The 24421-nt window shown below is 34.4% G+C and carries 23 protein-coding genes; 9 read left to right on the plus strand and 14 right to left on the minus strand.

The features are described from left to right. Positions 1 to 87: 87 nt before the first annotated feature. On the minus strand, positions 88 to 2682 hold the full coding sequence (gene clpB / locus ACR1PN_RS02685) for an ATP-dependent chaperone ClpB (RefSeq protein WP_433978770.1): 2595 nt from the start codon (positions 2680 to 2682) through the stop codon (positions 88 to 90). A gap of 399 nt (positions 2683 to 3081) precedes the next feature. Here clpB and ACR1PN_RS02690 point away from each other — a divergent pair, with 399 nt between their 5' ends. From ACR1PN_RS02690 to ACR1PN_RS02700, 3 genes are all read left to right on the plus strand, one after another. After that, positions 3082 to 3657 carry a TetR/AcrR family transcriptional regulator gene (locus ACR1PN_RS02690; protein ID WP_433978771.1) on the plus strand — a complete coding sequence of 192 codons (576 nt, stop codon included), beginning with the start codon at positions 3082 to 3084 and terminating at the stop codon, positions 3655 to 3657. Between the two features lie 271 nt (positions 3658 to 3928). After that, the gene (locus ACR1PN_RS02695; protein WP_433978772.1) at positions 3929 to 4948 is read left to right on the plus strand and encodes an LLM class flavin-dependent oxidoreductase; all 1020 of its coding nucleotides are present in this window, start codon (positions 3929 to 3931) and stop codon (positions 4946 to 4948) included. Between the two features lie 87 nt (positions 4949 to 5035). Beyond that, positions 5036 to 5470, plus strand: coding sequence for a lipocalin family protein (locus ACR1PN_RS02700; protein ID WP_378177187.1), 435 nt, complete (start codon positions 5036 to 5038; stop codon positions 5468 to 5470). Positions 5471 to 5517: 47 nt separating this feature from the next. Here the strand turns inward: ACR1PN_RS02700 and ACR1PN_RS02705 are convergent, their stop codons facing one another. From ACR1PN_RS02705 to ACR1PN_RS02720, 4 genes are all read right to left on the minus strand, one after another. After that, entirely contained in the window at positions 5518 to 5964 is a 447-nt protein-coding gene (locus ACR1PN_RS02705; protein WP_433978773.1) for an STM3941 family protein, read from the minus strand. A 113-nt stretch (positions 5965 to 6077) separates the two neighbouring features. Then, positions 6078 to 9116, minus strand: coding sequence for an AAA family ATPase (locus tag ACR1PN_RS02710; RefSeq protein WP_433978774.1), 3039 nt, complete (start codon positions 9114 to 9116; stop codon positions 6078 to 6080). 170 nt (positions 9117 to 9286) lie between these two features. After that, entirely contained in the window at positions 9287 to 10498 is a 1212-nt protein-coding gene (locus ACR1PN_RS02715) for a metallophosphoesterase family protein (protein WP_433978775.1), read from the minus strand. 4 nt (positions 10499 to 10502) lie between these two features. Then, the gene (locus ACR1PN_RS02720) at positions 10503 to 10664 is read right to left on the minus strand and encodes a hypothetical protein (RefSeq protein ID WP_433978776.1); all 162 of its coding nucleotides are present in this window, start codon (positions 10662 to 10664) and stop codon (positions 10503 to 10505) included. A 183-nt stretch (positions 10665 to 10847) separates the two neighbouring features. Here ACR1PN_RS02720 and ACR1PN_RS02725 point away from each other — a divergent pair, with 183 nt between their 5' ends. The 3 genes from ACR1PN_RS02725 to ACR1PN_RS02735 all read left to right on the plus strand — a co-directional run bounded on the left by ACR1PN_RS02725 (position 10848) and on the right by ACR1PN_RS02735 (position 13093). Continuing rightward, positions 10848 to 11699 carry a hypothetical protein gene (locus ACR1PN_RS02725; RefSeq protein WP_433978777.1) on the plus strand — a complete coding sequence of 284 codons (852 nt, stop codon included), beginning with the start codon at positions 10848 to 10850 and terminating at the stop codon, positions 11697 to 11699. 378 nt (positions 11700 to 12077) lie between these two features. Further along, positions 12078 to 12329, plus strand: a complete 252-nt coding sequence (locus tag ACR1PN_RS02730; protein ID WP_072957240.1) for a VF530 family DNA-binding protein — start codon at positions 12078 to 12080, stop codon at positions 12327 to 12329. Between the two features lie 263 nt (positions 12330 to 12592). Next, positions 12593 to 13093: an FKBP-type peptidyl-prolyl cis-trans isomerase gene (locus ACR1PN_RS02735; protein WP_378177202.1), complete on the plus strand. Its 501-nt coding sequence runs from the start codon at positions 12593 to 12595 to the stop codon at positions 13091 to 13093. A 365-nt stretch (positions 13094 to 13458) separates the two neighbouring features. Here ACR1PN_RS02735 and ACR1PN_RS02740 read toward each other — a convergent pair whose 3' ends face one another. Both ACR1PN_RS02740 and ACR1PN_RS02745 read right to left on the minus strand, forming a co-directional pair. After that, a complete protein-coding gene (locus ACR1PN_RS02740; protein ID WP_433978778.1) occupies positions 13459 to 13836 on the minus strand; it encodes a YchJ family protein in 378 nt (125 codons plus the stop codon). Between the two features lie 302 nt (positions 13837 to 14138). Continuing rightward, on the minus strand, positions 14139 to 16283 hold the full coding sequence (locus ACR1PN_RS02745) for a M3 family metallopeptidase (protein ID WP_433978779.1): 2145 nt from the start codon (positions 16281 to 16283) through the stop codon (positions 14139 to 14141). 145 nt (positions 16284 to 16428) lie between these two features. Here ACR1PN_RS02745 and ACR1PN_RS02750 point away from each other — a divergent pair, with 145 nt between their 5' ends. Then, positions 16429 to 17238, plus strand: coding sequence for a head GIN domain-containing protein (locus ACR1PN_RS02750; RefSeq protein ID WP_433978780.1), 810 nt, complete (start codon positions 16429 to 16431; stop codon positions 17236 to 17238). 1 nt (position 17239) lies between these two features. Here ACR1PN_RS02750 and ACR1PN_RS02755 read toward each other — a convergent pair whose 3' ends face one another. The 6 genes from ACR1PN_RS02755 to ACR1PN_RS02780 form a co-directional block, all read right to left on the minus strand. After that, on the minus strand, positions 17240 to 19117 hold the full coding sequence (locus tag ACR1PN_RS02755; RefSeq protein WP_433978781.1) for a monovalent cation:proton antiporter-2 (CPA2) family protein: 1878 nt from the start codon (positions 19115 to 19117) through the stop codon (positions 17240 to 17242). Position 19118: 1 nt separating this feature from the next. After that, entirely contained in the window at positions 19119 to 19640 is a 522-nt protein-coding gene (locus tag ACR1PN_RS02760) for an NAD(P)H-dependent oxidoreductase (RefSeq protein ID WP_378177222.1), read from the minus strand. Between the two features lie 134 nt (positions 19641 to 19774). Then, entirely contained in the window at positions 19775 to 20290 is a 516-nt protein-coding gene (locus ACR1PN_RS02765) for a hypothetical protein (protein WP_433978782.1), read from the minus strand. Between the two features lie 29 nt (positions 20291 to 20319). Next, a complete protein-coding gene (locus tag ACR1PN_RS02770; RefSeq protein WP_433978783.1) occupies positions 20320 to 21123 on the minus strand; it encodes a TPM domain-containing protein in 804 nt (267 codons plus the stop codon). After that, positions 21104 to 21532 (minus strand): TPM domain-containing protein, encoded by a 429-nt coding sequence (locus ACR1PN_RS02775; RefSeq protein ID WP_433978784.1) that lies wholly within the window; start codon positions 21530 to 21532, stop codon positions 21104 to 21106. The genes ACR1PN_RS02770 and ACR1PN_RS02775 overlap by 20 nt, the downstream gene beginning before the upstream one ends. Next, the gene (locus ACR1PN_RS02780; RefSeq protein ID WP_433978785.1) at positions 21532 to 22140 is read right to left on the minus strand and encodes a LemA family protein; all 609 of its coding nucleotides are present in this window, start codon (positions 22138 to 22140) and stop codon (positions 21532 to 21534) included. Before ACR1PN_RS02780 ends, ACR1PN_RS02775 begins: the two co-directional genes overlap by 1 nt. A 149-nt stretch (positions 22141 to 22289) precedes the next feature. Between ACR1PN_RS02780 and ACR1PN_RS02785 the strand changes: the two genes are divergently transcribed. Both ACR1PN_RS02785 and ACR1PN_RS02790 read left to right on the plus strand, forming a co-directional pair. Further along, positions 22290 to 22775 carry a dihydrofolate reductase gene (locus tag ACR1PN_RS02785; protein WP_378177236.1) on the plus strand — a complete coding sequence of 162 codons (486 nt, stop codon included), beginning with the start codon at positions 22290 to 22292 and terminating at the stop codon, positions 22773 to 22775. Between the two features lie 102 nt (positions 22776 to 22877). Further along, a complete protein-coding gene (locus tag ACR1PN_RS02790) occupies positions 22878 to 23447 on the plus strand; it encodes a DUF2892 domain-containing protein (protein ID WP_433978786.1) in 570 nt (189 codons plus the stop codon). A 75-nt stretch (positions 23448 to 23522) separates the two neighbouring features. Here the strand turns inward: ACR1PN_RS02790 and ACR1PN_RS02795 are convergent, their stop codons facing one another. Then, positions 23523 to 24365: a T9SS type A sorting domain-containing protein gene (locus tag ACR1PN_RS02795; protein ID WP_433978787.1), complete on the minus strand. Its 843-nt coding sequence runs from the start codon at positions 24363 to 24365 to the stop codon at positions 23523 to 23525. Positions 24366 to 24421 lie beyond the last annotated feature (56 nt).

Genomic DNA, 24421 nt, shown 5'->3' on the forward strand with positions numbered 1-24421 from the left:
TCACTTAATTTTCCTTTAAAAAAATAAGTGCCGCAGATAAAGATCTACAGCACTTATCACAAAAATAATATATATGAAAAAAACTACTTATAATTCTGTAGGTCTGAAAACCAGACCTGTTTCCTCAAAATAATCTAAAGTGATTCTGTCACCGTCATTCACGTTTCCTGCAAGGATCTCTCTGGATAATTTATTCAGAACTTCCTGCTGGATCACTCTTTTCAATGGTCTGGCTCCGAAAACAGGATCGTACCCTTTATTCATCAGGTAATCTACGGCGTCCTGAGTTGCGGTCATAATGATATTTCGTTTTGCCAACATATCATTGAATCCTCTCAACTGATAGGTAACAATTTTTCCAATTTCTTTTTTTCTTAAAGGTTGGAACAGTACTACTTCATCAATTCTGTTCAGGAATTCCGGACGTAAGGTTTGTTTCAATAAATCAAAGACCTCATCTTTTGTTTTGTCAACAATTTCATCCTGATTTTCATCAGTGATATTTTCAAAATTCTCCTGAATTAAGTGCGAACCTAAATTCGAAGTCATAATGATAATTGAGTTTTTGAAATTCACGACTCTACCTTTATTATCCGTCAAACGACCGTCATCCAAAACCTGTAACAACGTGTTGAAAACATCCGGATGCGCTTTTTCAATTTCATCTAAAAGCACCACAGAATAAGGTCTTCTTCGTACCGCTTCGGTCAACTGACCACCTTCATCATAACCTACATATCCAGGAGGCGCGCCCACCAATCTCGAAACACTGTGACGTTCCTGATATTCACTCATATCAATTCTCGTCATATTGTTTTCATCATCAAATAAAAACTCTGCTAATGCCTTTGCAAGCTCGGTTTTTCCGACTCCGGTGGTTCCTAAAAACAGGAACGAACCGATTGGCTTTTTATCGTCACTTAATCCTGCTCTGTTTCTTCTAATGGCATCTGCAACTGCTGTAATGGCTTCATCCTGTCCTACAACTCTGTGGTGCAATTCGGTTTCAAGACTCAATAATTTTTCTCTTTCAGATTGAAGGAGTTTTGTTACAGGAATCCCTGTCCATTTGGCAATCACTTCAGAGATGTTTTCGGAAGTTACTTCTTCTTTAATTAATTCATTCTGATGATTTTGCATCTCTATTTCCAGTTTAGAAAGCTCTTCTTCTTTTTCACGAAGTTTTCCATATTGAATTTCCGCTACTTTTGCATAATCTCCTGCTCTTGAAGCTCTTTCTGCTTCTAATTTTAAAGATTCAATATCTTTTTTAATTTGAGTTAAATCTTCAGATTTTTGTTTCTCTTTCAGCCATTTCGCATTGATTTCATTTCTCTGCTCAGAAATTTTTGCAATATCTTCCTTCAAATGGTCGATTTTCGTCTGATTTCCCTCTCTTGAAATCGCAGCCAATTCAATTTCCATCTGCATCAGTTTTCTATCGAGAACATCCAGTTCTTCTGGTTTCGAATTGATTTCCATTCTCAATTTCGCAGAAGCTTCATCAATCAAATCAATCGCTTTATCCGGTAAAAATCTGTCCGAAATATATCGCTGAGACATTTCCACGGCTGCAATAATCGCCTCATCTTTGATTCTTACTTTGTGGTGAGCTTCATATTTGTCTTTAATTCCTCGAAGGATGGAAATGGCTGATTCCGTATCCGGTTCTTCCACCATTACTTTCTGGAAACGTCTTTCCAACGCTTTATCTTTTTCAAAATATTTTTGATATTCGTTTAAAGTCGTTGCACCGATAGCTCTTAATTCACCTCTTGCTAAAGCTGGTTTCAAAATATTCGCTGCATCCATCGCCCCTTCACCGCCTCCGGCTCCCACCAAAGTGTGGATCTCGTCGATGAAAAGAATGATTTGTCCATCTGATTTGATGACTTCATTTACTACCGATTTCAAACGCTCTTCAAATTCACCTTTGTATTTGGCACCGGCGATCAAAGCTCCCATATCCAATGAATATAAAGTCTTATCCATCAGGTTTTCAGGAACGTCGCCACTGATAATTCTGTGGGCAATTCCTTCAGCGATTGCTGTTTTACCAACACCGGGTTCACCGATTAGAATAGGATTGTTTTTTGTTCTTCTTGAAAGAATTTGCAAAACTCTTCGGATTTCTTCATCACGTCCGATTACCGGATCCAGTTTTCCTTCCGCTGCTAATTCATTGAAGTTTTTAGCATATTTATTTAAAGACTGATAAGTTTCTTCCGAACTTGCAGAAGTTGCTTTCGAACCTTTTCTTAATTCTTTAATTCCGCCTTCCAAAAGGTTTTTCGTAACGCCCATATCTTTCAACATTTTTGAAACTTCTGAATTGGTTTCCAATAAAGAAAGCCATAAATGCTCAATCGTTACATATTCATCGCCCATTTTTTTAGCGATATTGGGTGCATCAAGCAAAACTTTGTTCGCTGATTGTGAAAGATAAATGTTTCCTCCCTGTACTTTAGGGAGCTTTTCTAGATTTTCACGGTTTCGTTCTCTTACTAAAGCAGCATCTGCTTCAGATTTTTTAAGTAAGAAAGGCGATATATTTTCATCTACCTGGAAAATTCCTTCAAGGAGATGTTGAGGTTCAATCTGCTGATTGCCAAATTCCATAGCCACTTGTTGCGCAGCCTGGATGGCTTCTTGTGATTTTACAGTATATTGATTTAAATTCATATCTTTTTATTTTTGATTCTTCAATTTTTTTGTTTTCAATTTAGATTTTAGACATCAGATTTCAGACCATAAGAGTTTTATAATGTTAATTTTTCAAATCTGATTTTCTAATTTCTGATGTCCTCAATCTATTCAATCATTTAATTCAGGAACATTATTTCAAAAACCGTTCAATTGTAAAATTTTTAAAAATAGCGGACAAAATTTCCGAAATGTTTATTTTGGAGTTGTTTTGTAAAGACAAAATTTCCGATTCTGTACATTCAAGCTAAATTAATGAAAGAGTGTCGTATGAGAAATTTAGAAAATAATTAAAAACTAAATTTGAAAAGATTGTTTTAAATCATCATCCAAAAACAAAATATTAAACTTATAATAATTACTTTTGTACATTAACTGATGGAGCTAAAAGAAAAACAGATTAAAATACTCGAAGTTGCCGTAGAACTTTTCAAAGAAAAGGGTTATATGGGTAGCTCAGTGAGAGATTTGGCGACAAGACTCAACATTAAAGCCGCTTCTCTCTACGCCCACATTCGTTCCAAAGAAGAAATTCTCGAATGGATCTGCTTCGGCGTTGCTCATGATTTTTTTAAGGAACTTCAGGAGGTAAAGAATACCAAAGTTCCACCGCAGGAAAAACTGAATCTTTTTTTGGATAAACATTTATCGGTCGTTCTAAAAAACCGTGATGTAACACATATCTATTCCAACGAATGGAAACATTTGGAAGAAAGGTTACCTGAATTTGTCGAATTAAGAAAAAATTATCAACGTGAAGTTGAAGAATTGATTACTGAAATTTACAAAACTCAGAATTGGGAACTGAAATCTCCTGCTTTTACGACAAGATTTATTCTCCATACTTTAAATAATTCTTATTTCTGGTTTAAAAGAAATACAGAATCTACTTCTGAAATCACTGAAGAAATCAGAGAAAAGCTTCTTTATGGTCTTTTGGGAAATCAGAAATAATTTTAGAAACTTTTCAAACTTATTTTATACTCTTAACGCATTAATCACATCGGATTTTTAATTTTTATTATATATTGAAGAGAACATATTAGTTTTTGAAAATCTTCGATTTTCTCTTATGTTCTTTAAGTGTTTTAAAAATCAAGTTAAAAAAACTAATGTAACTAATGTATTAAAATTTCTATTCTTTCGGGAATTTTCTGTTCTTACCATTCATCAATGTTTTTGAATTTTCATTCGTCTAATTTTGTATCTATAAAAAATCAACAATATGGAATTAGGAATAGGAATGTTTGGCGACTTAGGTTTCGACCAAAATACCGGAAGATATAAAGATGCGGGAATAAAACTCCGTGAAATCATTGAGCAGGTAAAACTGATGGATGAGGTCGGAATCGATGTTTTTGCAATGGGAGAACATCACCGTCCCGATTACGCGGTTTCTTCACCTGAAATCGTTTTGGCTGCGGCGGCAAGCGTTACCAAAAACATTAAATTGGCGAGTGGGGTAACGGTTTTAAGTTCTTCTGAACCCGTAAAAGTGTATGAAGATTTTTCGACGTTGGATTTAATTTCCGATGGTCGTGCTGAAATTTTTGTCGGTAGAGGAAGTTTCATTGAATCTTTTCCTCTGTACGGTTATTCATTGAATGATTACGAACAGCTTTTTGACGAAAAATTAGAATTATTATTAAAAATAAATTCAGAAGAAAACGTTTCGTGGACTGGACAACTGCGTGCCCCAATGCAGAATCAGACCGTTTATCCGAGAGCAAAAAACAACGGAAAACTTTCAATCTGGAGAGCGGTTGGAGGAACTCCGCAATCGGTTTTGAGTGCTGCAAAACTGGGAATGCCTTTAGTCGTTGCGATCATTGGCGGAATGCCGATTCAGTTTAAAAATTTAATTGAATTTTACAAACAGGAATATCTGAAAGCAGGTCATCCCGAATCTGAAATGCAGATTGCGATTCATTCACACACTTTTGTAAGTGATGATCCAAATGTTGTGGATGGATATTTCCATAATTATAAGTCTCAGATGGACAGAATCGGTTCTTCAAGAGGATGGGCGCCTTACACAAAAATGCAGTATGAAGGCGGAAGAAGCAAAGACGGAGCATTATTTATCGGAAATGCCAATGAAGTGGCCGATAAAATTGCTTACATGAAAGAAATTTTCGGAATTACAAGATTTATCGGTCACATGGATGTTGGAGATCCTGCAAATGATGTGATGATGAAATCGATAGAATTATTTGGAGGAAAAGTAAAAGCTCAAATAATTTAGGTGAAATCATAATCTAGTGATAAATTTTCGGCAGAATTGTTTTTTTTCAATAATATTAGATATATTTGTGACCTTAAAAATTCAAATATGAAAAAAATAATGATGCTAGCACTAGGTGTTGCGGCAGTGATGTCATGTTCTAAAGATGACGAAAATAACGATCAGGCTTCGATTATTGGTACTTGGAAAGAAAGTAAAACAGTAGTTTATAACGGTAGTAATAATGCAGTATTGGCTACAGAATTACCTGATGATTGTGATAAAAAGAATACCTACGATTTCACCGATTCTGGAAAATTACATACCAAAACATTTTATACTAAGTCAGATGGCACATGTGCGGACGATGGTAATTTTACCTATTCTTACTCTTATGATGCTGGTACAAAAAAAATAATTGTTGATGGAGAATCATCTGATGTATTAGCTTTAACAAGTAGTGAATTACAGATTGTTGTTGATATGAACGATGAAAATGGAGATGGTGTAGATGATAAAGTTGTTCTGGTTTTATACAGATAATAAATAAAATTAAACTCCGCTGAAAATATTTTCAGCGGAATTTTTATTTAGATTGTCTCGAATCTAGCTTTGTACTCATTCAGAAGGTCTGCAAGTTTTTGTGCAGACATTCCGTATGTATCAGGAAAAGCACCTGTTTTTGATTTCATTGTAGACTGTTCTAAAAGTTTCTGGTCGATATCAAAAACCACCATTTTATTAACGAAAATATACTTTGTTCTAAAACTACTAACTGCTTGCCATGGAATAAAAGTGGTTCTAAAGAGGTTTTTCATCTCGATTCCTCTTTCGTCGATTTTCAGATAAGATGCATTTGGGAGCTGGTTGATAATGAATATAATCAGTCCGATCCCGAAGAAAACAATGTTCAGCACGGCAATCAGTATATTTTTTTCTAACAATGAAATTCCTAAAGCAACAAAACCGATACTGATCAGAATAAGAATGACACTTTTAACTTTCGAAGGTTTTAAGATAAGGGGTAAATTCTGCATGATAATTTTTAATGATTCAAATGTAAAACAAAAATTGAAAATCTTTAATTTTCAACTCAAGTGTTCTAAAATATTACAAAGTATAAAACTCATGTGACTGATGTGTTAAAAAACTAAACAATCTCAATCAAGCTTCCTCTTTCCTCATCCTTTTTAATATTCAATGACACCGGAATTTTCTCCTTCAGTTCCTCCACGTGCGAAATAATCCCCACAATCCGGTTTTCTTTCTGAAGATTCATCAGCGTTTCAAAGACGATATTCACCGATTCCACGTCCTGAGTTCCGAAACCTTCGTCAATAAAAAAGAAATTTTTCTCCGACTGCGCATTTGTCTGCACACTTTCAGCCAAAGCCAGCGCAAGACTCAAAGAAACCTGAAAAGCCTGTCCTCCGGAAAGCGTTTTTACACTTCGGCTTCGTCCTTCATTCAGATAATCGATGATTTCAAAATCATTATTTTCATTGAGCTGCAAACTCAGCTGATTTCTCGTCATCCGATGAAAACGAATATTGGCATGATCACATAACTGACGAAGATAAATCGACGAAACATACTGCACGAAACCAGCTCCCTTAAAGAGATTCGTCATGATTTTCAGGTTTTCTGCACGTTTCTGAAGTTGCGCCAAATCTTTCAGAAGATTTTCTTTTTTCTTAAATTCTTTTTCGAGCCTTTCAATTTCTGTTGTGATTTTTACGACCGAATCGTTGGCCATTTTCAATTCATTTTCAAAAGTTTTGAACTGATTTTCTATGGCTAAAAATTCTTCTTCGTTAAATGAAAACTCCTTGAGTTTATTTTCCAGTTCAAAAATGCTGTTTTTTAATGTTTCAAACTGAATTCTGAATTTTTGAATCTGATTTCTGATTTCCGGAACATTAATTTTCTGGGCAAGAATCCGCTTTATTTCCTCTAAAGTGTTAAATTGCTCTTCAGATAAAGCTTTTTCAATCTGATTTTTATTTTCTGAAATTTCTTTTTCCAGTTCTGAAATTCGTCTTTCTAACTGACTGACAATAGTTTTCTGTTCAGCTAATTTGGGCGAAATTTCTTTCTCTTCTTTGATGAATTGATTGTAATTCTGTTCCGTTTCAAGGTTTGATTTCGCAAGTTTCGTGTAAATTTCTTCTACCTCAACAATGGCTTTTTCTTTATAGTTAATCCACTGTAAAACCTTTAAATTGGCTTCATTGGTCTTGATTTGCTCTTCTTTTTTTGCCTCATCAAGCCTGAATTTTTCCAACGCTTTATTGTAACTGTCGAGATTTTCCCTTTCTTTTTCCAGATTTTTTTGTTCCGAAGAAATCTGCTGATTCAGCTCATCGATTTGTTTTTCAATGGAAAAAGATTGCTGTCTTTTTTCTTCGAAATCATTTTGATTTTCTGGATTAAATGTTGCCCAGTTAAAGTTTCTTAAATGTTCATTAATATTATTTTGAATCTGTTTTAAACTTTCCTCTTCCGATTTCAACTGTTCCTCAAAAATCTTTTTCCGGTCAAGAATTTTTTCAATTTCTAGAGATTGTTTTTGGATATTTTCTTTTTGAATGTCAAGCTGCTCAATCTGCTTCTGAATTTCATTTAATTCTAAATTCACATCATCAAAATACACAATATTAGGATGTTCCAAAGCGCCACAAAGGGGGCATGATTCTCCGTCGTGAAGCTCATTTGCAAAATGTGCCAGTTTCTGCTGGACTTCAAGGTAATTTCGTTTTTCAGAGATTGTTTTTCTTTGATTTTCTAAAGTTTCAATCTGCGTTTTAAAATCATTTTTAAAAGTTTCAGGATTGATTTCAAATGGTTTTAATTCATCAAGAATTTTTTGGGTTTCAAGTTTTTTTGAATCAACTTTTCCTGATTGAATTTGTAATGTTTCCGCTAATTTTTTCTTTTCTGAAAACCAGTTTCCGACATTTAAAAGTAAATTGGAATCTAATTTTTTAGGCTTTAAAAGTTCAGCATTTTTTGAAAGTTCTTCAATCTTATTTTGAATTAATTTTTGGTTAGCCTCAACTTCTCTTACTTTTTCTGAACCTTTTTTAGTTCGTTCTTTTAAAGTTTCAATTTCATCCGAAAATTTAAGCATCTGAAGAATCAGACTCAAATCATTTTCCTGAATTTTAGACTGATGCAAAGCTTCATATTTCGGCTGAATGGCTGAAAGCTTATTCTTAATATTTTCAAACTGAACTCCAGTTTCCTGTAAAATTTCAGATTGAGCTTTTTTATTGCTCAGCTGTTCAGAAATTTCTTTCGCGATTTTATTTTTCTCGGAAATTAAAGGGGTGAAAATTCGGGAAACTTTATCGTAAAGTTCTGTTTTTGTCTCTAAAACATCAATCTCAGATTTTTGTTGAGTCAGTTGTGCAAAATCTGATTTTTTCTGACTTAAAAGCTCAAAATCATCTTTTAAAGTTTTCAGTTTAACATATTTTTCTTCCGTTTCTCTGAAAATTTTCTGTACATCTTCAAACTTTTGCTGTTCCGTTTTTAAATGTTCTTTCTGAGTTGTAATCTGTTCTTCATTGACTTCTTCAAAACCTTTCAGCTGACCTTCCAACTGATCAAGTTCTGATCTGTTTTTTGTATTTAAAACCGAAACATTATTCTGCAAATCAAAACGCTGAAGATTGAAAATTTCCTTCATCATATTGGTTCGTTCCGTTGTACCGAGTTCCAGAAATTCTTTAAACTGACCTTGAGGAATAATGATGGTTCGCTTAAAATTTGCATAACTCAATCCCACCAATTTCTCCGCATTGGAATGTTCCAGAGGAATCCAGTTTTCATTTTTCCATTCGTAAAATGTAACGGTGGGTGTTTTTACATCTTCAAAATTCTTAGAATTTCGTCTGAATTCTCTCGTCGCCCGGAATTTTTTATTTTCATAGTTCAAAAAATCAAACTCGATATACGATTTGTTTGATTTCAGATTCATCATGTTATAAGTACGTTTGTCTCTTGCATTCAAGCGTTCTGTTTCGCCATAAAGAGCAAAAGAAATGGCTTCCAGAATAGAAGATTTGCCGGAACCGACCGACCCGAAAATGCCGAAAAGACCTGCTTCCGTAAGATTTTCAAAATCGATTTTTTGCCTTTCCTGATAAGAATATAGACCTTCTAAAGTCAATTGAATTGGAATCATTTTTATAAGTGTTTTTATTTTACCGCAAAAGGAACAAAAGATTTTGATGCTTCTTAGATATTCAAAAGTTTGCAAAACCAAGTTTCTTACATTTTGTAAACTTTTGACTTAATTATTTTCAAAATTTTCTTTTGTCTCTTTTGCTGTTAAAAAATCCTTTTAATTTTAAGTTACGAATTATTTGAAACGATTTCATTAAACAAATTAATGAGTTCTTCATTTGCTTCCTGACCGCCGTTTTTAGATTTAAAATAATCTTTAAACAAAGCCTGAATGTCCTGATTGAGATTAATTTCACTCAGATCGCTTTCGTTCGTTTCCTGATTTTTTATCTTGGGAATCAGATACACAATTCCGTTATGAGATTGATACAAACGTTTTCTTTCATCCGCTGTTAAAAATGTTTCGCTTTCTAAAGTCAGTTCGACCCATGTATCTTGATTTTCATTAAGCCATTTCACTGTATATTCAATGGAATCAAATGTTTTTCTGACTAATTTTTTGCCGTTTTGCAAAGCAATTTTTTCAAACGAAACTTGTTGATTAGGTTCAGCATTGATTATTGATACATATTTTATTTGCCCTGCTTCACTAAAGCTGTAGCAAAGTGGGGAAGACGAATAAATAACGGGTTTTTCATCCGTTCCGATATTCTGAAAACCGTGCAAATGTCCCAACGCGGTATATTGAATCTGTGTTGGAATAATATCGGAAAAAACCAAGTCTGCGTTACCGATTTTGATGGGTCTTTCGCCTTCCGGTTCTTCTAATATTGGAGCTCCTTTTTTATTTATATACAAATGCGTCATCAAAAGATTGACTCCGCTTTCATCACAAAAATGATCTGCATTTTTCTTCCAATGCTCAGCTAAAACAATGTTCAGTTCAGCTTCTTTGTCTTCTCCAAAATATTCTTTCAGACGGATTTCATTGGCATAAGGCGTGTGAAGAATTCTGATGGGGAAATTCTGATGTTGAAGTTCCATTTCGATAAATCCTTCTGCAGATTTTGAAATTTTGAAATGTTCGAGTTCAAAAGGCTGAACGGTCGCTTTCGGATGACCAATTAAAATAATGCCGCATTCTCTTGCTAAAGGGTCGGGAGCATCAATCAGGTTTGGAGAATCGTGATTTCCCGAGATGGCAATAACCGGACGTTTTCCATTTAAAGATAAACGTTTTAATGTTTTATAAAAAAGTTCTATTGCTTCCACACCCGGATTAAAATTATCGAACAAATCTCCGGCAATCAAAATTAAATCAACATTCTGTTCATCGGCAATCTGAACAATTTCTTCCATCACCAAAACCTGTTCTTCCAGTCTGGAAAAACGATCAAGACGTTTACCTAAATGCCAATCGGCGGTGTGTAGAATTTTCATGTTATTAATCTTCGTTTTCTTGCTTCTCTTCTGATTTTTCTTTTCTATTTTCGCGCATTTCCTTCAGACGGTTTTTCCTTTTCAGTTCGGCTTCCTGAATTTTACGTTTTTTATTATCGATTTTCTTTTTGTGCAGTTTTCTGTTGGCATCGGTATTTCTACTCATTTCAACTTTATTTAAGGTCTATTCAATTTTGAGATTGGTAGTGCTAAATTAATCTATTCTTGAGAGAAAACTTTATTTCAGATAGAATTTAGATGTTCTATTTTTCAAATTTACGAACCCCAAAAGTAAAGCGTTATTTTTTAATGAAAATCTTATTTCCTATTTTTGAAAAAAACAATTATCATGAAAAATATTTTAGTCTTATTTGTTGTTTTGCTTGCGGTATCATTTCAGGCACAAAATTTAGAAAAGCTTTCGAATGAAATAAATGAAGAAGGAATTGCTCTTTATCGCAGCGAAATGGCAAGTTGGTATGGAACGGATGTTTTCAGAGCCAATTATGAGAACATGGAAAATGTCGGCGGATATTTTTCTTACTTAGACGACTCTGTTCCGAAATGTATTTTCTTTTCAAAAGATAACAAGGTAATTGCAACAATCGCTTTTCCCACAAATTACAATCCGAAAGATGCTAATCTGGACTTAAAAGAACGAGATTTTACACCAATTGAAAGAGAATATTTTGCCATCAGACAGAATGCTTTGGCGAAAATTAAAACAGATACTATTTTTAAATCTTATCAAAATACAAGCTTTAACATTGTTCCTCTCATTCAAAAAAATGTAAAAAAGGTTTATGTTTTAACAGGACCTTCTGTAAATAATGTTGTTGTTTTCGGAAATGATTATCTGCTTACTTTTAGTAATAAAAATGAAGTTAAAAATGTGGAAAAACTTCATAATTCTATGATACCAACAAGTATCCAAGACGAAAAAGTTGGAAAAACCGTAAGTGGAGTTCACTCTCATATTATTGAAAAATGGTTAACCATTACTCCCACAGATATCTGTACATTGATGCTTTATCATAATCTTACCAATTGGGATTCCTATACTGTTGTTTCTAAAAAATATGTCAGTATCTGGAATTCCAATAATAAGCTTGTGATTATGAAAACTGAGAATTTTAAAAATATGGCAGAAAATATTCTTAAAAATAAAGATAAAACAGAATCAAAAGAAAAAACAGAATAGCATTGAATATTTTATTAATTCAAAACAACTCTGTTTGTAATAAAATGCAGTTAAAGTTAGTTTGTTTAAAGATTATTTGTAACCAAATGCAGAATACTTTTGTTTAAAACAACTTTGTTTGTAATAAAATGCAGTTGAAGTTGGTTTGTTTCAAGGGTGTTTGCAACCAAATGCAAAATACTTTTGTTTGAAACAACTTTGTTTGTAATAAAATGCACTTGCAGTTAGTTTGTTTCAATGTTGTTTGTAACTAAATGCAATTTTACCCCATCAAACCTAACGGGTTTCTAAAACCCGTTAGGTTTAGAACTGTACATTTCCTACCGATGAATCTGTAGCATTAGATGAGGTTAGAAATGAAATAATTAACTTTACAGAATGGAACAGCAATCTAAAGACCCACTTCACGGAAAAAGACTTGATGCCATTCTCGAAGAACTGGTAGAATATTATCATGGTTTTGAGGAGTTAGGAAAACAAATCAATATCAAATGTTTTACGGATAACCCGAGCATCAGTTCGTCTCTGAAATTTCTGAGAAAAACGCCTTGGGCAAGAACGAAGGTGGAGAGTCTGTATCTGTATGTTTTAAGGCAAAAGAAAAAGCAGGCTAAAAATAATGAAGAATAGCTTTTACAAAGGCTGGGTTTCACTTGTGCCAGAATATTTTCAGTAAATGATAGAGAAAGTCTCAGCTGAGTGTAACGCCATTGCGAACGGAAATTAGTAGCCATCCAATCAAAATACTTTGTGACTATAGCGTTTAAATAAAATTTTAGTTTTTTGATTTATCATGAAGTTAAATTAAACTCACTCATTCCGGCAATCATTTCAAAAAGACTATATTTGTTGAAATAAATCGTGAAAAAATTCACGAAGAAAAGAAAAAAAATATGACAATCGACAACAATCACGTGGTAGCTGTAAAGTACATTCTTCACACTATCGAAGAAGATGGAACTAAAACTCTTGTAGAAGAGACAACAGCGGAAAATCCACTTACATTTTTATATGGCGTTGGAATGATGATTCCTAAATTTGAGCAAAATATCCTTGGCCTGAAAGCGGGTGATACTGCGGCTTTCGTTATCCAGCCAGAAGAAGCGTACGGAGAGAAGCAGGAAGATGCAATTGCACAATTGCCAATCGATATGTTCGGAGAATCAGGAATTCCGCCGGTTGGAGCTATTTTGCCTTTATCTGATAACCAGGGGAATAATTTCCAGGCTTTTGTTGTGGAAGTTACACCTGAATTTGTGGTGGCAGACTTGAACCATCCAATGGCCGGAAAAGTTTTGGATTTCCAGGTTGAGATTTTAAATACCCGTCCTGCAACTGAAGAGGAATTGTCTCACGGACATGCTCACGGAATTGATGGAAACGAAGGTCACTAAGAGTTTCCTATACAATATAAAATGTCTGGCAGAAGTGCTGGACATTTTTTGTTTTAACCACAAAAGTCACAAAAGTTTTTACACTGTTTATAGTTTAATTGATTGAAAACAGAAGTCCAAAAAAATTATAAATATATTTTTATCTGTGAAAATTTGTGATAGATTTTAAACACATAAGTCACATTAGTTTTTAGTTTAAATTTCTTGAAAATAGTTTAAAACACGTAAGATAAAAATCGTAGATTTTCGTTTATTGGTATTAGATTAAAATGATACTCTTTTGTGAACTTATATTTTTAAATCATAAAAGCTTTAAAACATGAATTATTCTTTTGCGACTTTTGTGGTTAAATAATGTGTTTTATTTAATCCATAAACTCACCACTCACATAAAACCAACGGTTTTGAATCATTTTAAATTGAGATAATTCGTGATGAACCTGTTGTTGCCCGTCTTCATCGGTGTAATACGCTTTGAATTCCACTTTATTCATCGATGGTTTGTCTACAATTTCAAGTTTTGTCCATTCATTGATTTCTCCCCATTCCTGCAAATCTTTTGTATTGTGAAATTGTCTTTTGCTGGGCGAAGTGGTTTCCATTAAATATTTTCCGTTCGGAATGGCAAATGCTGAAAATCTAGAACGCATCAAAGCTTCAGCGGTTGGTGCATTTTTTTCTCCGGTGTGATAAGGTTTACAACATTCTTCGTAAGACTTTCCTGAACAGCAAGGACAATTCATTTCTTTGATTTTTATTTGAACACAAATTTACGTGAATATTATTACTTTTTTGTTTCCCAAGAATTCACGAATATAATGGAAGACATAATTATATCAATAGAAACGGGCTTTAGCCCGTTTATCAAATAGGAATTTCAATTTGGCTTTAGTCAAAATATATTTTCCCACAGATTTCGCAAATTTTCACAGATGTTTACGTTATAATTTTAAAAATCTGCGCAATCTGTAAAATCAACGAGAGAAAATTGTATCATTTGTATGCAAACAAAAAAAGCATCCAAAAATTGAATGCTTTTAAAAATTTATTTAATAAACCCTCTGTTTCTCAACAACGGCTTAATATCAGGATCATGTCCTGTGAAATCTCTGAATGCCTGATTCAGATCAACAGAATTTCCGACAGAGAGAATGTATTTTCTGAAACGGTCTCCATTTTCTCTAGTTAGCCCACCATTCTTTGAAATCCATTCCCAGGCGTCGTTATCCAACGTTTCGGACCACAAATAAGCATAATATCCTGCAGAATAACCGCCGCCCCAGATGTGCGCAAAATACGGAGTATGATATCTAGGTGGAACGGTTGCCAAAGTAAATCCGTGGTTGGCTAACGATTGTTTTTCGAAATCTAAAACCGGAGTCAATTGACTTTCATTCGTCACGGTATGCCAATCCATATCTAAAGCTGCTGCAGAAACCAATTCGGTGGTCATGTAACCCTGATTGAAAGTCGCTGCTTTTTTAATTTTATCAACCAAAGTTTGTGGAATCGGCTGTTTTGTTTCGTAATGTAAAGCGTAATTTTTCAAAACGACAGGATCTAGAGCCCAATGCTCATTAATTTGAGAAGGGAATTCCACAAAATCTCTCGGTACATTCGTTCCTGAAAGTGAAGGGTATTTCTGGCTCGCAAACATTCCATGGATCGAGTGACCAAACTCATGGAAAATGGTTGTCACATCATCATAGCTGATCAAAGAAGGTTTTCCCGGAGCCGGTTTTTGATAATTATAGCAGTTGACAATCACAGGTTTTGTTCCCAAAAGGTAAGACTGCTCTACGAAATTACTCATCCATGCGCCGCCGTTTTTAGAATCTCTTGTGTAGAAATCCAGGAAATAAATAGCAATAGATTTTCCGTCGTGATCGAAAACTTCATACGTCACCACATCAGGATGATAAACAGGAAGGTCTGTTCTTTTCTTGAAAGTTAACCCATAGAATTTTTCAGCAGCGAAGAAAACTCCCTTTTCCAAAACTGTCGTGATTTCAAAATAGGGCTTGATTTGATTTTCGTCTAAATCATATTTTGCTTTTCTTACCTGCTCCGCATAAAAATTCCAGTCCCAAGGTTCTACTTTGAAACCTCCTTTTTGCTGGTCAATCAAATCCTGAATATCCTTTGCTTCACGTCTTGCCGTTTCTACGGCTGGTGTTGCAATCTGATTCATCAGTTTTGTTGCAGCTTCCGGATTTTTTGCCATCTGATCCTGCAATTTCCATTCTGCGAAACTTTTCTTACCCAAAATCTGAGCTTTCTTCAGTCTTAATTTGACTAATTTTTCAATCGTTTCTCTTGTGTCATTAGCATCGCTTTTTTCAGCTCTTGTCCAAGAGGCTTTGAATAATTTTTCTCTTGTTGCTCTGTTTTTTAGATTCTGTAAAAGTGGCTGTTGCGTTGTATTCTGTAAAGCTAATAAATACTGACCTTCTTTTCCCGCATTTTTAGCATCACTTGCAGCGGCAGCAATTTCATCAGCGGAAAGTCCGTCTAATTCTTTTACATCAGAGAAGAAAACTCCGCCCTGCTTTCTTGCCTCCAATAATTTGTTGGAATACTGTGTAGAAAGAGATGCCATTTCCTGATTGACCTGCTTCAATTTTTCTTTGTCGGCCATTGAAAGATTAGCTCCTGCAATTTCAAAGTTTTGTTTATAAAACTGTACTAATCTTTTGCTTTCAGAATCTAATCCGTTTTCAGAAATAGATTTAATTCTTTTGTACAGATTTTCATTCAGATACATTTTATCGGAGTGTGCTGCGAAAATCGGAGCGTATTCTTCGTCTAAAGCCTGTAAAGTAGGGTTTGTATTTGCACTCGTTAAATTTGAAAATACAATAACGGCTCTTTTCAGAACTTCACCACTTTTTTCCAATGCAACGATGGTGTTTTCAAACGTCGGAGCCTCGGAATTGTTGGCGATTTTTAAAATTTCGGCGTCATGCTGTTTTAAACCAAATTCAAAAGCAGGTTTGAAATGTTCGTTTTTAATTTTATCAAACTCCGGAGCTTCGTACTGAAGTTTGCTTTTCTTCATGAAAGGGTTTGATGAAAGGGATGCATCAGGAACAGGGATTTCCTGTTTTATGTCGTTTGTTTTCATTGTTGTGGTACAGGAATAATTGAATGCTAAAGCAGAAATTAACAATACAGATGAAACATTTTTCATATCGTATAGACTTATTGTTTTAAAGGTTATGAATATCTTATTCTGATTTTAAAAATTGTTTTTCTTGTCAGTTGTAAGAGATTTCATAATTTAGTTGTTATTAAAGTATAAAGATATTAAAAACTAAACTTCTAAACATCAAAACATGAAATACACAGCAGTTTTACTTTTTTCAGGATTAATGATGGTCTCTTCTTGTAAAGAAAATGAGCGTAAAGACGGGAAATCAACCTGGCTTCCGGATGTAACCAATAAAGATCACGGACCTTTGAAACAAAAAGAATTTAAAGGAAATTTTGATGAAATTGAAGTTTCTCAGGCTATTGAAGCTGAGATTATTAAGTCGGATGTTGAAAAAGTGGTGATTTCCGCGCCAGAAAATATTATTAATGAAGTGTTGGTTGATATTGAGGGAGGAGAACTTCATATTCATTACAAAACCGGAGTTCGTGTAATGAATACCAATAATGTGAAAGCCAAGATTTATGCTAAAGATTTTACAAAGCTTGAAGCCAATTCTGCGGCAACAATTATTGTAAGAGATAAATTTACCCAAGATAAAACGGATATTGAAGTTTCAAGTGCTGCGCATATTTCAGGAAAACTGGAAGCAAATGACTTGGATATTGATGCAGGAAGCAGTGCAAGTTTCAAAGGGGAAATATGGGCAGTGAATCTGAATATTGAGGCTTCATCTGCTTCAGATGTTACCCTTTCAGGAAAAACTAAAAATGCAACCTTAAACTCATCTTCGTCAAGTGAAATTTCAGCTAAAGACGTCATTGCGGAAAGTGTAAAAGCTGAAGCTTCAAGTGCATCAAGCGTTGAAATTGGTGTTTCTTCTAAATTTGAAGGTCATGCGTCTTCAGGTGGAAGTGTAAGAGGAATTAAAAAAGGAAATGTGACAACGGTAAGCAAAGAAGAAAGCAGCGGCGGAAGCGTAACGGTGGAATAATTTATTTATCGCCTTCCTCATCATCCTCAGTTGATTGAGTTTCCCAGTCTTTATTTTCAAAATTAAGATTGTCATAAGCCAATAAATCCTCCTCTCGCTGGAGGATTTCTTTTGTGGTAAAAAGATGGATGTCATCGTCATCATCAGACTTTGCCAGTTTCCGGATAGAAGCTTTATCGATGGCCATAAATCTCTGTCCCATTCTTCTTGCTGCATACTTTCGCATTCCGGTTTCATTAAGAACGTCTGTTGCCATATCGACGGCTGTTCCCAAAGTTTCACGGTAAATATTGTCGATACCATTGTTCAGATATTCGTAGGCGTCGATTCTGTTTTTAGCTCTGACGAAAATTTTGACGTTAGGATAATTCTCTCTTACCACATCAGCAATAAATTTATTATCATCCGGATCGTCAAGACAAAGTAAGAGGATTTCGGCATCTTCAATTCCTGCGGCTCTTAAAATAGGAAGTCTTGTAGCATCACCGTAATATACTTTAAAACCGTAGCTTCTCAACAATTTCACACGGTCTGAATCTCTGTCGAGAACGGTTGCTGTAATTTTATTCGCTTTTAAAAGTCTTCCAACTGTACTTCCGAAATGCCCGAAACCAACGATAATGATTTTTTTCTGAGAAATATTACCATCCAAAATACTGAAATCTGATTCTTCGTCGGGTGTTTCTTTAATAAATTTTGGAGTAATCAGCTTATCATTTATAATTAAAAGAATAGGAGTGATACACATGGTAATCGCGGTAACCGCCATCATTTGAGCGTTCATTTCAGCGCTGAAAAGATATAGATCCGAAGCGTAATTAATTAAAACAAAAGAAAATTCTCCAATCTGAGAAAGCGCAAAAGCATAAAATAAACTTTGTGGAGTATCTATTTTAAAGAATTTCCCGATGGCAAAAAGAACTAAAAACTTCACTGCCAAAACCACAAAAACCGTACTGAAAATAAATACAGGATCTTCAGCAATCACATTAAAATTCATCGTTGAACCCACGCTTACAAAAAAAACAGCAAGGAGAAGTCCTTTAAAAGGATCAATTTGCGCTTCGAGTTCATGGCGGAATTCACTGTTTGCCAACATGACCCCTGCCAAAAACGCTCCTAAAGCAGGAGATAATCCGATAGCGACCATTAATTCTGAAACGCCAATCACCAGAAATAGGGAAGAGGCAGTTAATAATTCTGTCATTCCCGCTTTTGAAACATATCTTAAAAAAGGAACGAAAACATACCTTCCCAATAAAATTAATAACACAACTCCAAAAATTACGGTTCCCGCCTGGAGCCATTCCGGAAGAGTCTGGATAAGTACCAAAACTTCATTATCATTGTGTTTTGCTTTTGAATGAGCCAATATTGGTAAAATTGCCAAAATAGGAATCACAGCAATATCCTGAAATAGAAGTGTGGAAAATGATGCTTCGCCTGCTAACGTTTTCAGATTGTTTTTTTCCTGTAAAGTTTGAAGTACAATTGCAGTTGATGAGAGTGCAAAACACATGGCGATAGCAATTGCTTTATCGATTTTCCAGCCTGCCCAAATAAAAATAAGAAACAAAATGGATATGGTGAGAATCATTTGAGTTAAACCGAGCCCTACAATTTTCTTTCGCATTTCCCAGAATTTTCTGGGTTCTAATTCCAAACCAACCAAAAAAAGAAGCATGATGACACCAAATTCGCTGGCGTGCATAATGTCGTTCACATCTTTTCCGGTAAGTTTTAAAACGTACGGTCCGATGATAATTCCACCTAGAATATAACCGATTACTGAGCTTAAACCCAATTTTCTTGCCAGCGGAACCATAATGATGGCAACGCCTAAAAAAATTAAAGTGTTCATCGCTAAAGTAGATTCCATGCTATTGATTCAGGATTTCGACAAATTTCTTTTTCTGTAAAATAATTTCTTTTTTAGACAGTTTATTGGCTTCGTAAACGATGGTAATATCTTTGATGTTGGCATCAAAAACTCTAAGAGAAACAATCAATCCACTAATAATCTCTTCAATGGTATATTTGTAGGTGCCTTCTTTTGAAAAGGATCTTTCTTTTCCTCCCGTCGTTACAACAATATAAACTTCTTTGTTTTTGAGGGGGTTGTATTCACCTTCCTTTACCCAATTTCTATCGAAAACTTCGTCGATCCACAATTTTAATAAAGGCGGAATTCCGAACCAGATAATCGGAAACTGAAAAATAAAACGGTCATATTGCTGTAGTCTTTTTCGCTCTCTAAATGCCGCAATATGAAAATCGGGATATTCTTCGTACAAATCGCGAAGCGTAAAATGCTGGTGACGAACATAGAAATTGATAATCTCTACATTTGAATTGGAATGCTCAAGATAAGGATGGGCAAAAACCACCAGCGTTTTTTTCATAAACCCGTTTTCAGTAAATATAATGAAAATTGAGTGAAATATGAAGGGTTATGACAGGTTTAATGAAATTTTAATTAAAGAATTGATTGTTTTTATCTGAGCTGAATTTAAAAGAAAAGAATAATTTGAATATTTTATTTTGAAACCAATTGTTTAGTTTTCCAAATTTGATCAAAAATAATTTTGAAATCTTTAGCTATAATTGAATTAGGATTTTTTAAACATTCGGTCGTAGAAATATAATTTTGTCCAATTATTTCTTCATTGTTTATTGAATAAATGTAACCTAAGAATGAGCCTTCCAATACATCATTACAATTGTAATCCTCATTCAGTTTTCTTATTTCTAATTTTAAAATTTCATTAGTTGCATTTATAGATAATTTGTCAGAACTTATTTCAGAATTAAACTCTCCACTTTTTCTCATCTTATTTCCTTCTAAAGATTTCCAAAGGACCTTTCCGCCTTGGTACTTCCAAAGAATTATATTTTTTTTATAATCCGGAAAGTAAAAAAAGAAAACGTTGTTTCGCTCGTAGTTTTTTTGAATTTGTTTATTTATAGTTTTAGGAATTTTTGAGAATTTAGTCTCTTGAGTTAGGAGCATCGAGCTAATAATTATTGAAAATATTATTAATACTTTTTTCATCTTTAAATAAAAGATTTAGGTTGATTATGCTACCATCCACCCGAAGCTCCACCACCTCCAAAACTTCCGCCACCACCAAATCCTCCAAATCCACCGCCTCCTCCACGAGAACTTCCGCTGCCGAAACCGCCACCAAAACTTCCCGGAAATGGAAACGGAAAAAATCCACCGGGATAGTTTCTTCTTCCTCTACGGCTTAAAATAATGTCGCCGTCATCGTCACCACCACCTCTGTTACCAAAGATAATCGCAATAATGATAAATATAACGAAAGCGATGATAATCAATTTTAAAGCTCCTGAATTTCCTTCATTTTCATGGTCTGCCAAAGGTTTGAACTTTCCCTGAACGGCCTCCATAATAGCATTGGTTCCGCCATTGATGCCTTCATACCATTTTCCCTGTCTGAAATTTGGGGTAACAATATAATCCAAAATTTGTCCTGCAACTGAGGCTGTTAAATATTGTTCAACCGCCCTTCCTTGCTGAATAGACATGGTTCTGTCATCTTTTGCAATCAGGAAAACGACTCCGTTATCTACACCTTTTTGTCCGATTCCCCATTTTTCACCAAACATGGTTGCCAGAAAATTCACATCTTCGCCTTTTGTGGAAGGAATAATGATTACCTCAATTTCCGTTGATGTAGAATCTGCAAATTTGATGAGCTTGTTGTTCAGTTCATCTTTTTCCTGCTGAGTCAAAAGATTGGCTTCATCATAAACGGGATAAAGAACTGCTGGCTTTTCGGGAATAGTGTACTGTGCTGATAAAAAACCGTAACAGCAAACTAAAATGAATGTGAAAAATATTTTAAGAGAATGTAATCTCATTGGGTAATTCGTTGTGGTTTTCTCCGGTTATCGGAAAATATTTTTTTAATTCAAGACCTGTTTCGAGAATCCCGCTTTTCAAAGCTTGGTAATAATGCCCTTTTGCAAATTCCGAAGTGATATAATCATGCAGATGATCCCAGTACGATTGATGCACTTTCTCATGAATTCCGGTATCGCCAATGATGGTAAGATATTTTTTCTCAAAATTAACATGAAAAAGAACCGCATTTTTTTCTGCAGTTTTGTCTTTGCACAACTCTTTAAAAACTTCAAAAGCAGTTTCTGCAGTCTGAGAATCTGTCGTGGAATCTATATGTACACGGATTTCTCCGGTAGAATGTTGCTCTGCCGACTGAATAGCTTCCACAAGGGAAGCTATTTGCTGATCTGTAAGAAAGCGGCTCATTATTCTGTAAATACGCTTGGTGCGTTTTCAGCTCCTGCCTGTGCTTTAAACAAAGGTTTTTCCTTGAAATTGGTAAAGTTTGCCAAGATATTGTTCGGGAATTGCTTAATAGAAACATTGTAATCTCTTGCTGCATTGTTGTAATACACGGTTTCAGTTCTGATGCTGTTTTCAATAGCAATATATTCTCTCTGGAAATTGATGTACTGCTGATCTGCTTTTAGATTTGGATAAGCTTCTGCAACCGCCATCAATCTGCTCAAAGCCCCCGTTAATTCTCCTTGGGCAGCTTGGAATTTAGCCATATCTTCTTCTGTTAAATTAGAAGGATTGATGTTAATTGAAGTCGCTTTTGAACGGGCTTCAATTACTTTAGTCAAAGTTTCCTGCTCGAATTTCGAGTATGATTTTACGGTTCTTTCCAGATTCGGGATTAAGTTGGCTCTTTTCTGATAAACGGTTTGTACGTTTGACCATTTTGCATCTACGGTTTGTTCCTGGTCTACAAATTTATTGTATCCGCTTTTTCCCCAGAAAAATAATATTCCTACAATAATAATAAGCGCAATGCCGATAGTTCCGGCGCTCATGCAACCTCTGTTTTTCATATGTGATTTTTTATTGTTTAAACGTTCGTATGCAATCGCAGATTCTAAAGTATCCTTTTGGAAATTTATAACGGCGATTTCATGATTTTAATTTTTTTGTGTTACTCAAATATACAAATTAAGTGCTAATTTTGCATAAAATTTATTGAATGACAACAATTGTGGTGGCGATGGGAGAGAGAAATGAAATTGGTTCTGATAATCAGCTTCTGTGGCATCTTCCGAAAGATTTGAAACATTTTAAAGACCTTACTTCAGGTCATCCGGTTATCATGGGAAGAAAAACATATGAAAGCATCGGGAAACCGCTTCCAAACCGTACCAATATTGTTGTTTCAAGAAAAAAAGATTGGTTTGAAGAAGGAATTTTAATTGTTGGAAGCATTAAAGAAGCGGTAAAGTTTGCTAAGAAAATCGACGAAAATATTTTCATTATCGGAGGTGGAAATATCTACGAACAAACCATGGAAATTGCAGACCGTCTTGAAGTAACTTTGGTAAAGGCAAATCTTGAAGCTGATACGTACTTCCCAAAAATCAATGATAAAGTCTGGAAGAAAACCGAGGAAATCTGTCATGAAAAAGATGAAAAAAATCAATATGATTTCTGTTTTCAAACGTACGAAAAAGTTTAATGTTTCGAGTTTAATGTTCAATGTTGTATGATGTAAAACTTTATACTTTGAACCTTCAACTCTGAACCTTATTTAGTATCTTTGCACTTCTAAAATTTAATAATGAACAAATACATAAAAATCGTCGTTGCGGCACTTCTGATTCTTGGAGGTCTTTACATGATGTTTTTCACGAGAAGTTTAGGTTGGGGAATTGTAGTTTTTCTTTTGGCTGCATTACCGATTTTCTTGTTTTTTAAGAACGAAAATATCCTTTTGGCATTTTGGCAATTGAGAAAGCAGGATATGGTAAAAGCTTCGAAATTTTTGAATAATATTAAAAATTATAAAACTGAACTTCATAAGAACCAATACGGATATTACCATTATTTACAAGGCTTGGTTTTAGCACAGGATCATCCGACAAAGGTTGAACCATTCATGAAAAAAGCTTTGGAATATGGTTTGAATATGAAGCATGACCGCGCAATGGCAACTTTAAATCTTGCGGCAGGAGCAATTTCTAAAGGAAAAAAACAGGAAGGGCAAAGACTCCTTGATGAAGCAAAAAGATTGGATTCTGCAGGAATGATGACCGACCAAATCAAAATGCTGAAAGACCAGCTGAAAATGCCGACGATGCAAAAGCACATGCATAATCCGAATATGAGAAACAGAGGGAAATTCTTTTAGTTGAATGAGATAAAAATACTTAATAAATTAAAAATGGCAGAAATAGATATTTCTGCCATTTTTATGCTTGTAAATTTATTGCTTCATAATTTTTATATTTTTTGAAGAGCCATCTTTATAATTAACTTTCCCGATGTAATTTCCTGATGTGAATCTTGATAAATTCACGGAAATATCTTTGCTGTCGAATTTTTGATTTAATATATTTTGTCCTGACAAATTATAAATTTCTAAAGAAGTGATTATTTGGTTACCTGATATATTAAAAATATCTTTTACAGGATTAGGATAGTATTTTACAGAATTTTTCCCATCGATTTCTACAGTGCTTAAAGTGCTGAAGTTTAATCTGATATTGGTTCTGTTTGTTGTTGCGGACATTGTTTTTGTATTATTCCAGGCATCATAAATACTATAATAATATGATGATTTATCAGGTACGTTTGAATAGGAATAGTTTGGCGGAGATAATGTATAATTTCCTGAAGCATGTACAACTAAAACAATTAAGTTTTTTGTAGAATCGTTGTATTGAAAAGGGGTGCTTAGAGTAATGTTTTGCCATCCTAATACGTCGTTGTTGACATTCCCTGAATACACTAATGTATACCCTGTTGTAGAAGCGGGTGTTGAAATAGTACTTTGAGAAGACATTTTCATATAAATAGAAACATTCCCCGTTGGTGTTGCATAAGCATTACTTACAATATTCCATCCTATAGAATTGATTGTACCTGTTATTCCAATTTCCGAAGCATCATAAATTGTTTCACTCGCACCGTTTTCAAATAATCTGGTAATAGGAGAGTAATACCAGTAATTTGTACCTGTTCCGATTGTAATTTGCTGTTGCGCATTTGTAGGGATTATCCCTAGTAAGCAAATGGTTAAAATGTAAAGAATAGTAGAGTTTTTCATAAGCTTGATAATTTTAGTTGCTTAAATATAGCAAATATTTATTAAATAAGCTTTAT

This window comes from Chryseobacterium sp. RLHN22, assembly GCF_051011795.1.
In the GTDB taxonomy this organism is placed as follows: domain Bacteria; phylum Bacteroidota; class Bacteroidia; order Flavobacteriales; family Weeksellaceae; genus Chryseobacterium; species Chryseobacterium zhengzhouense.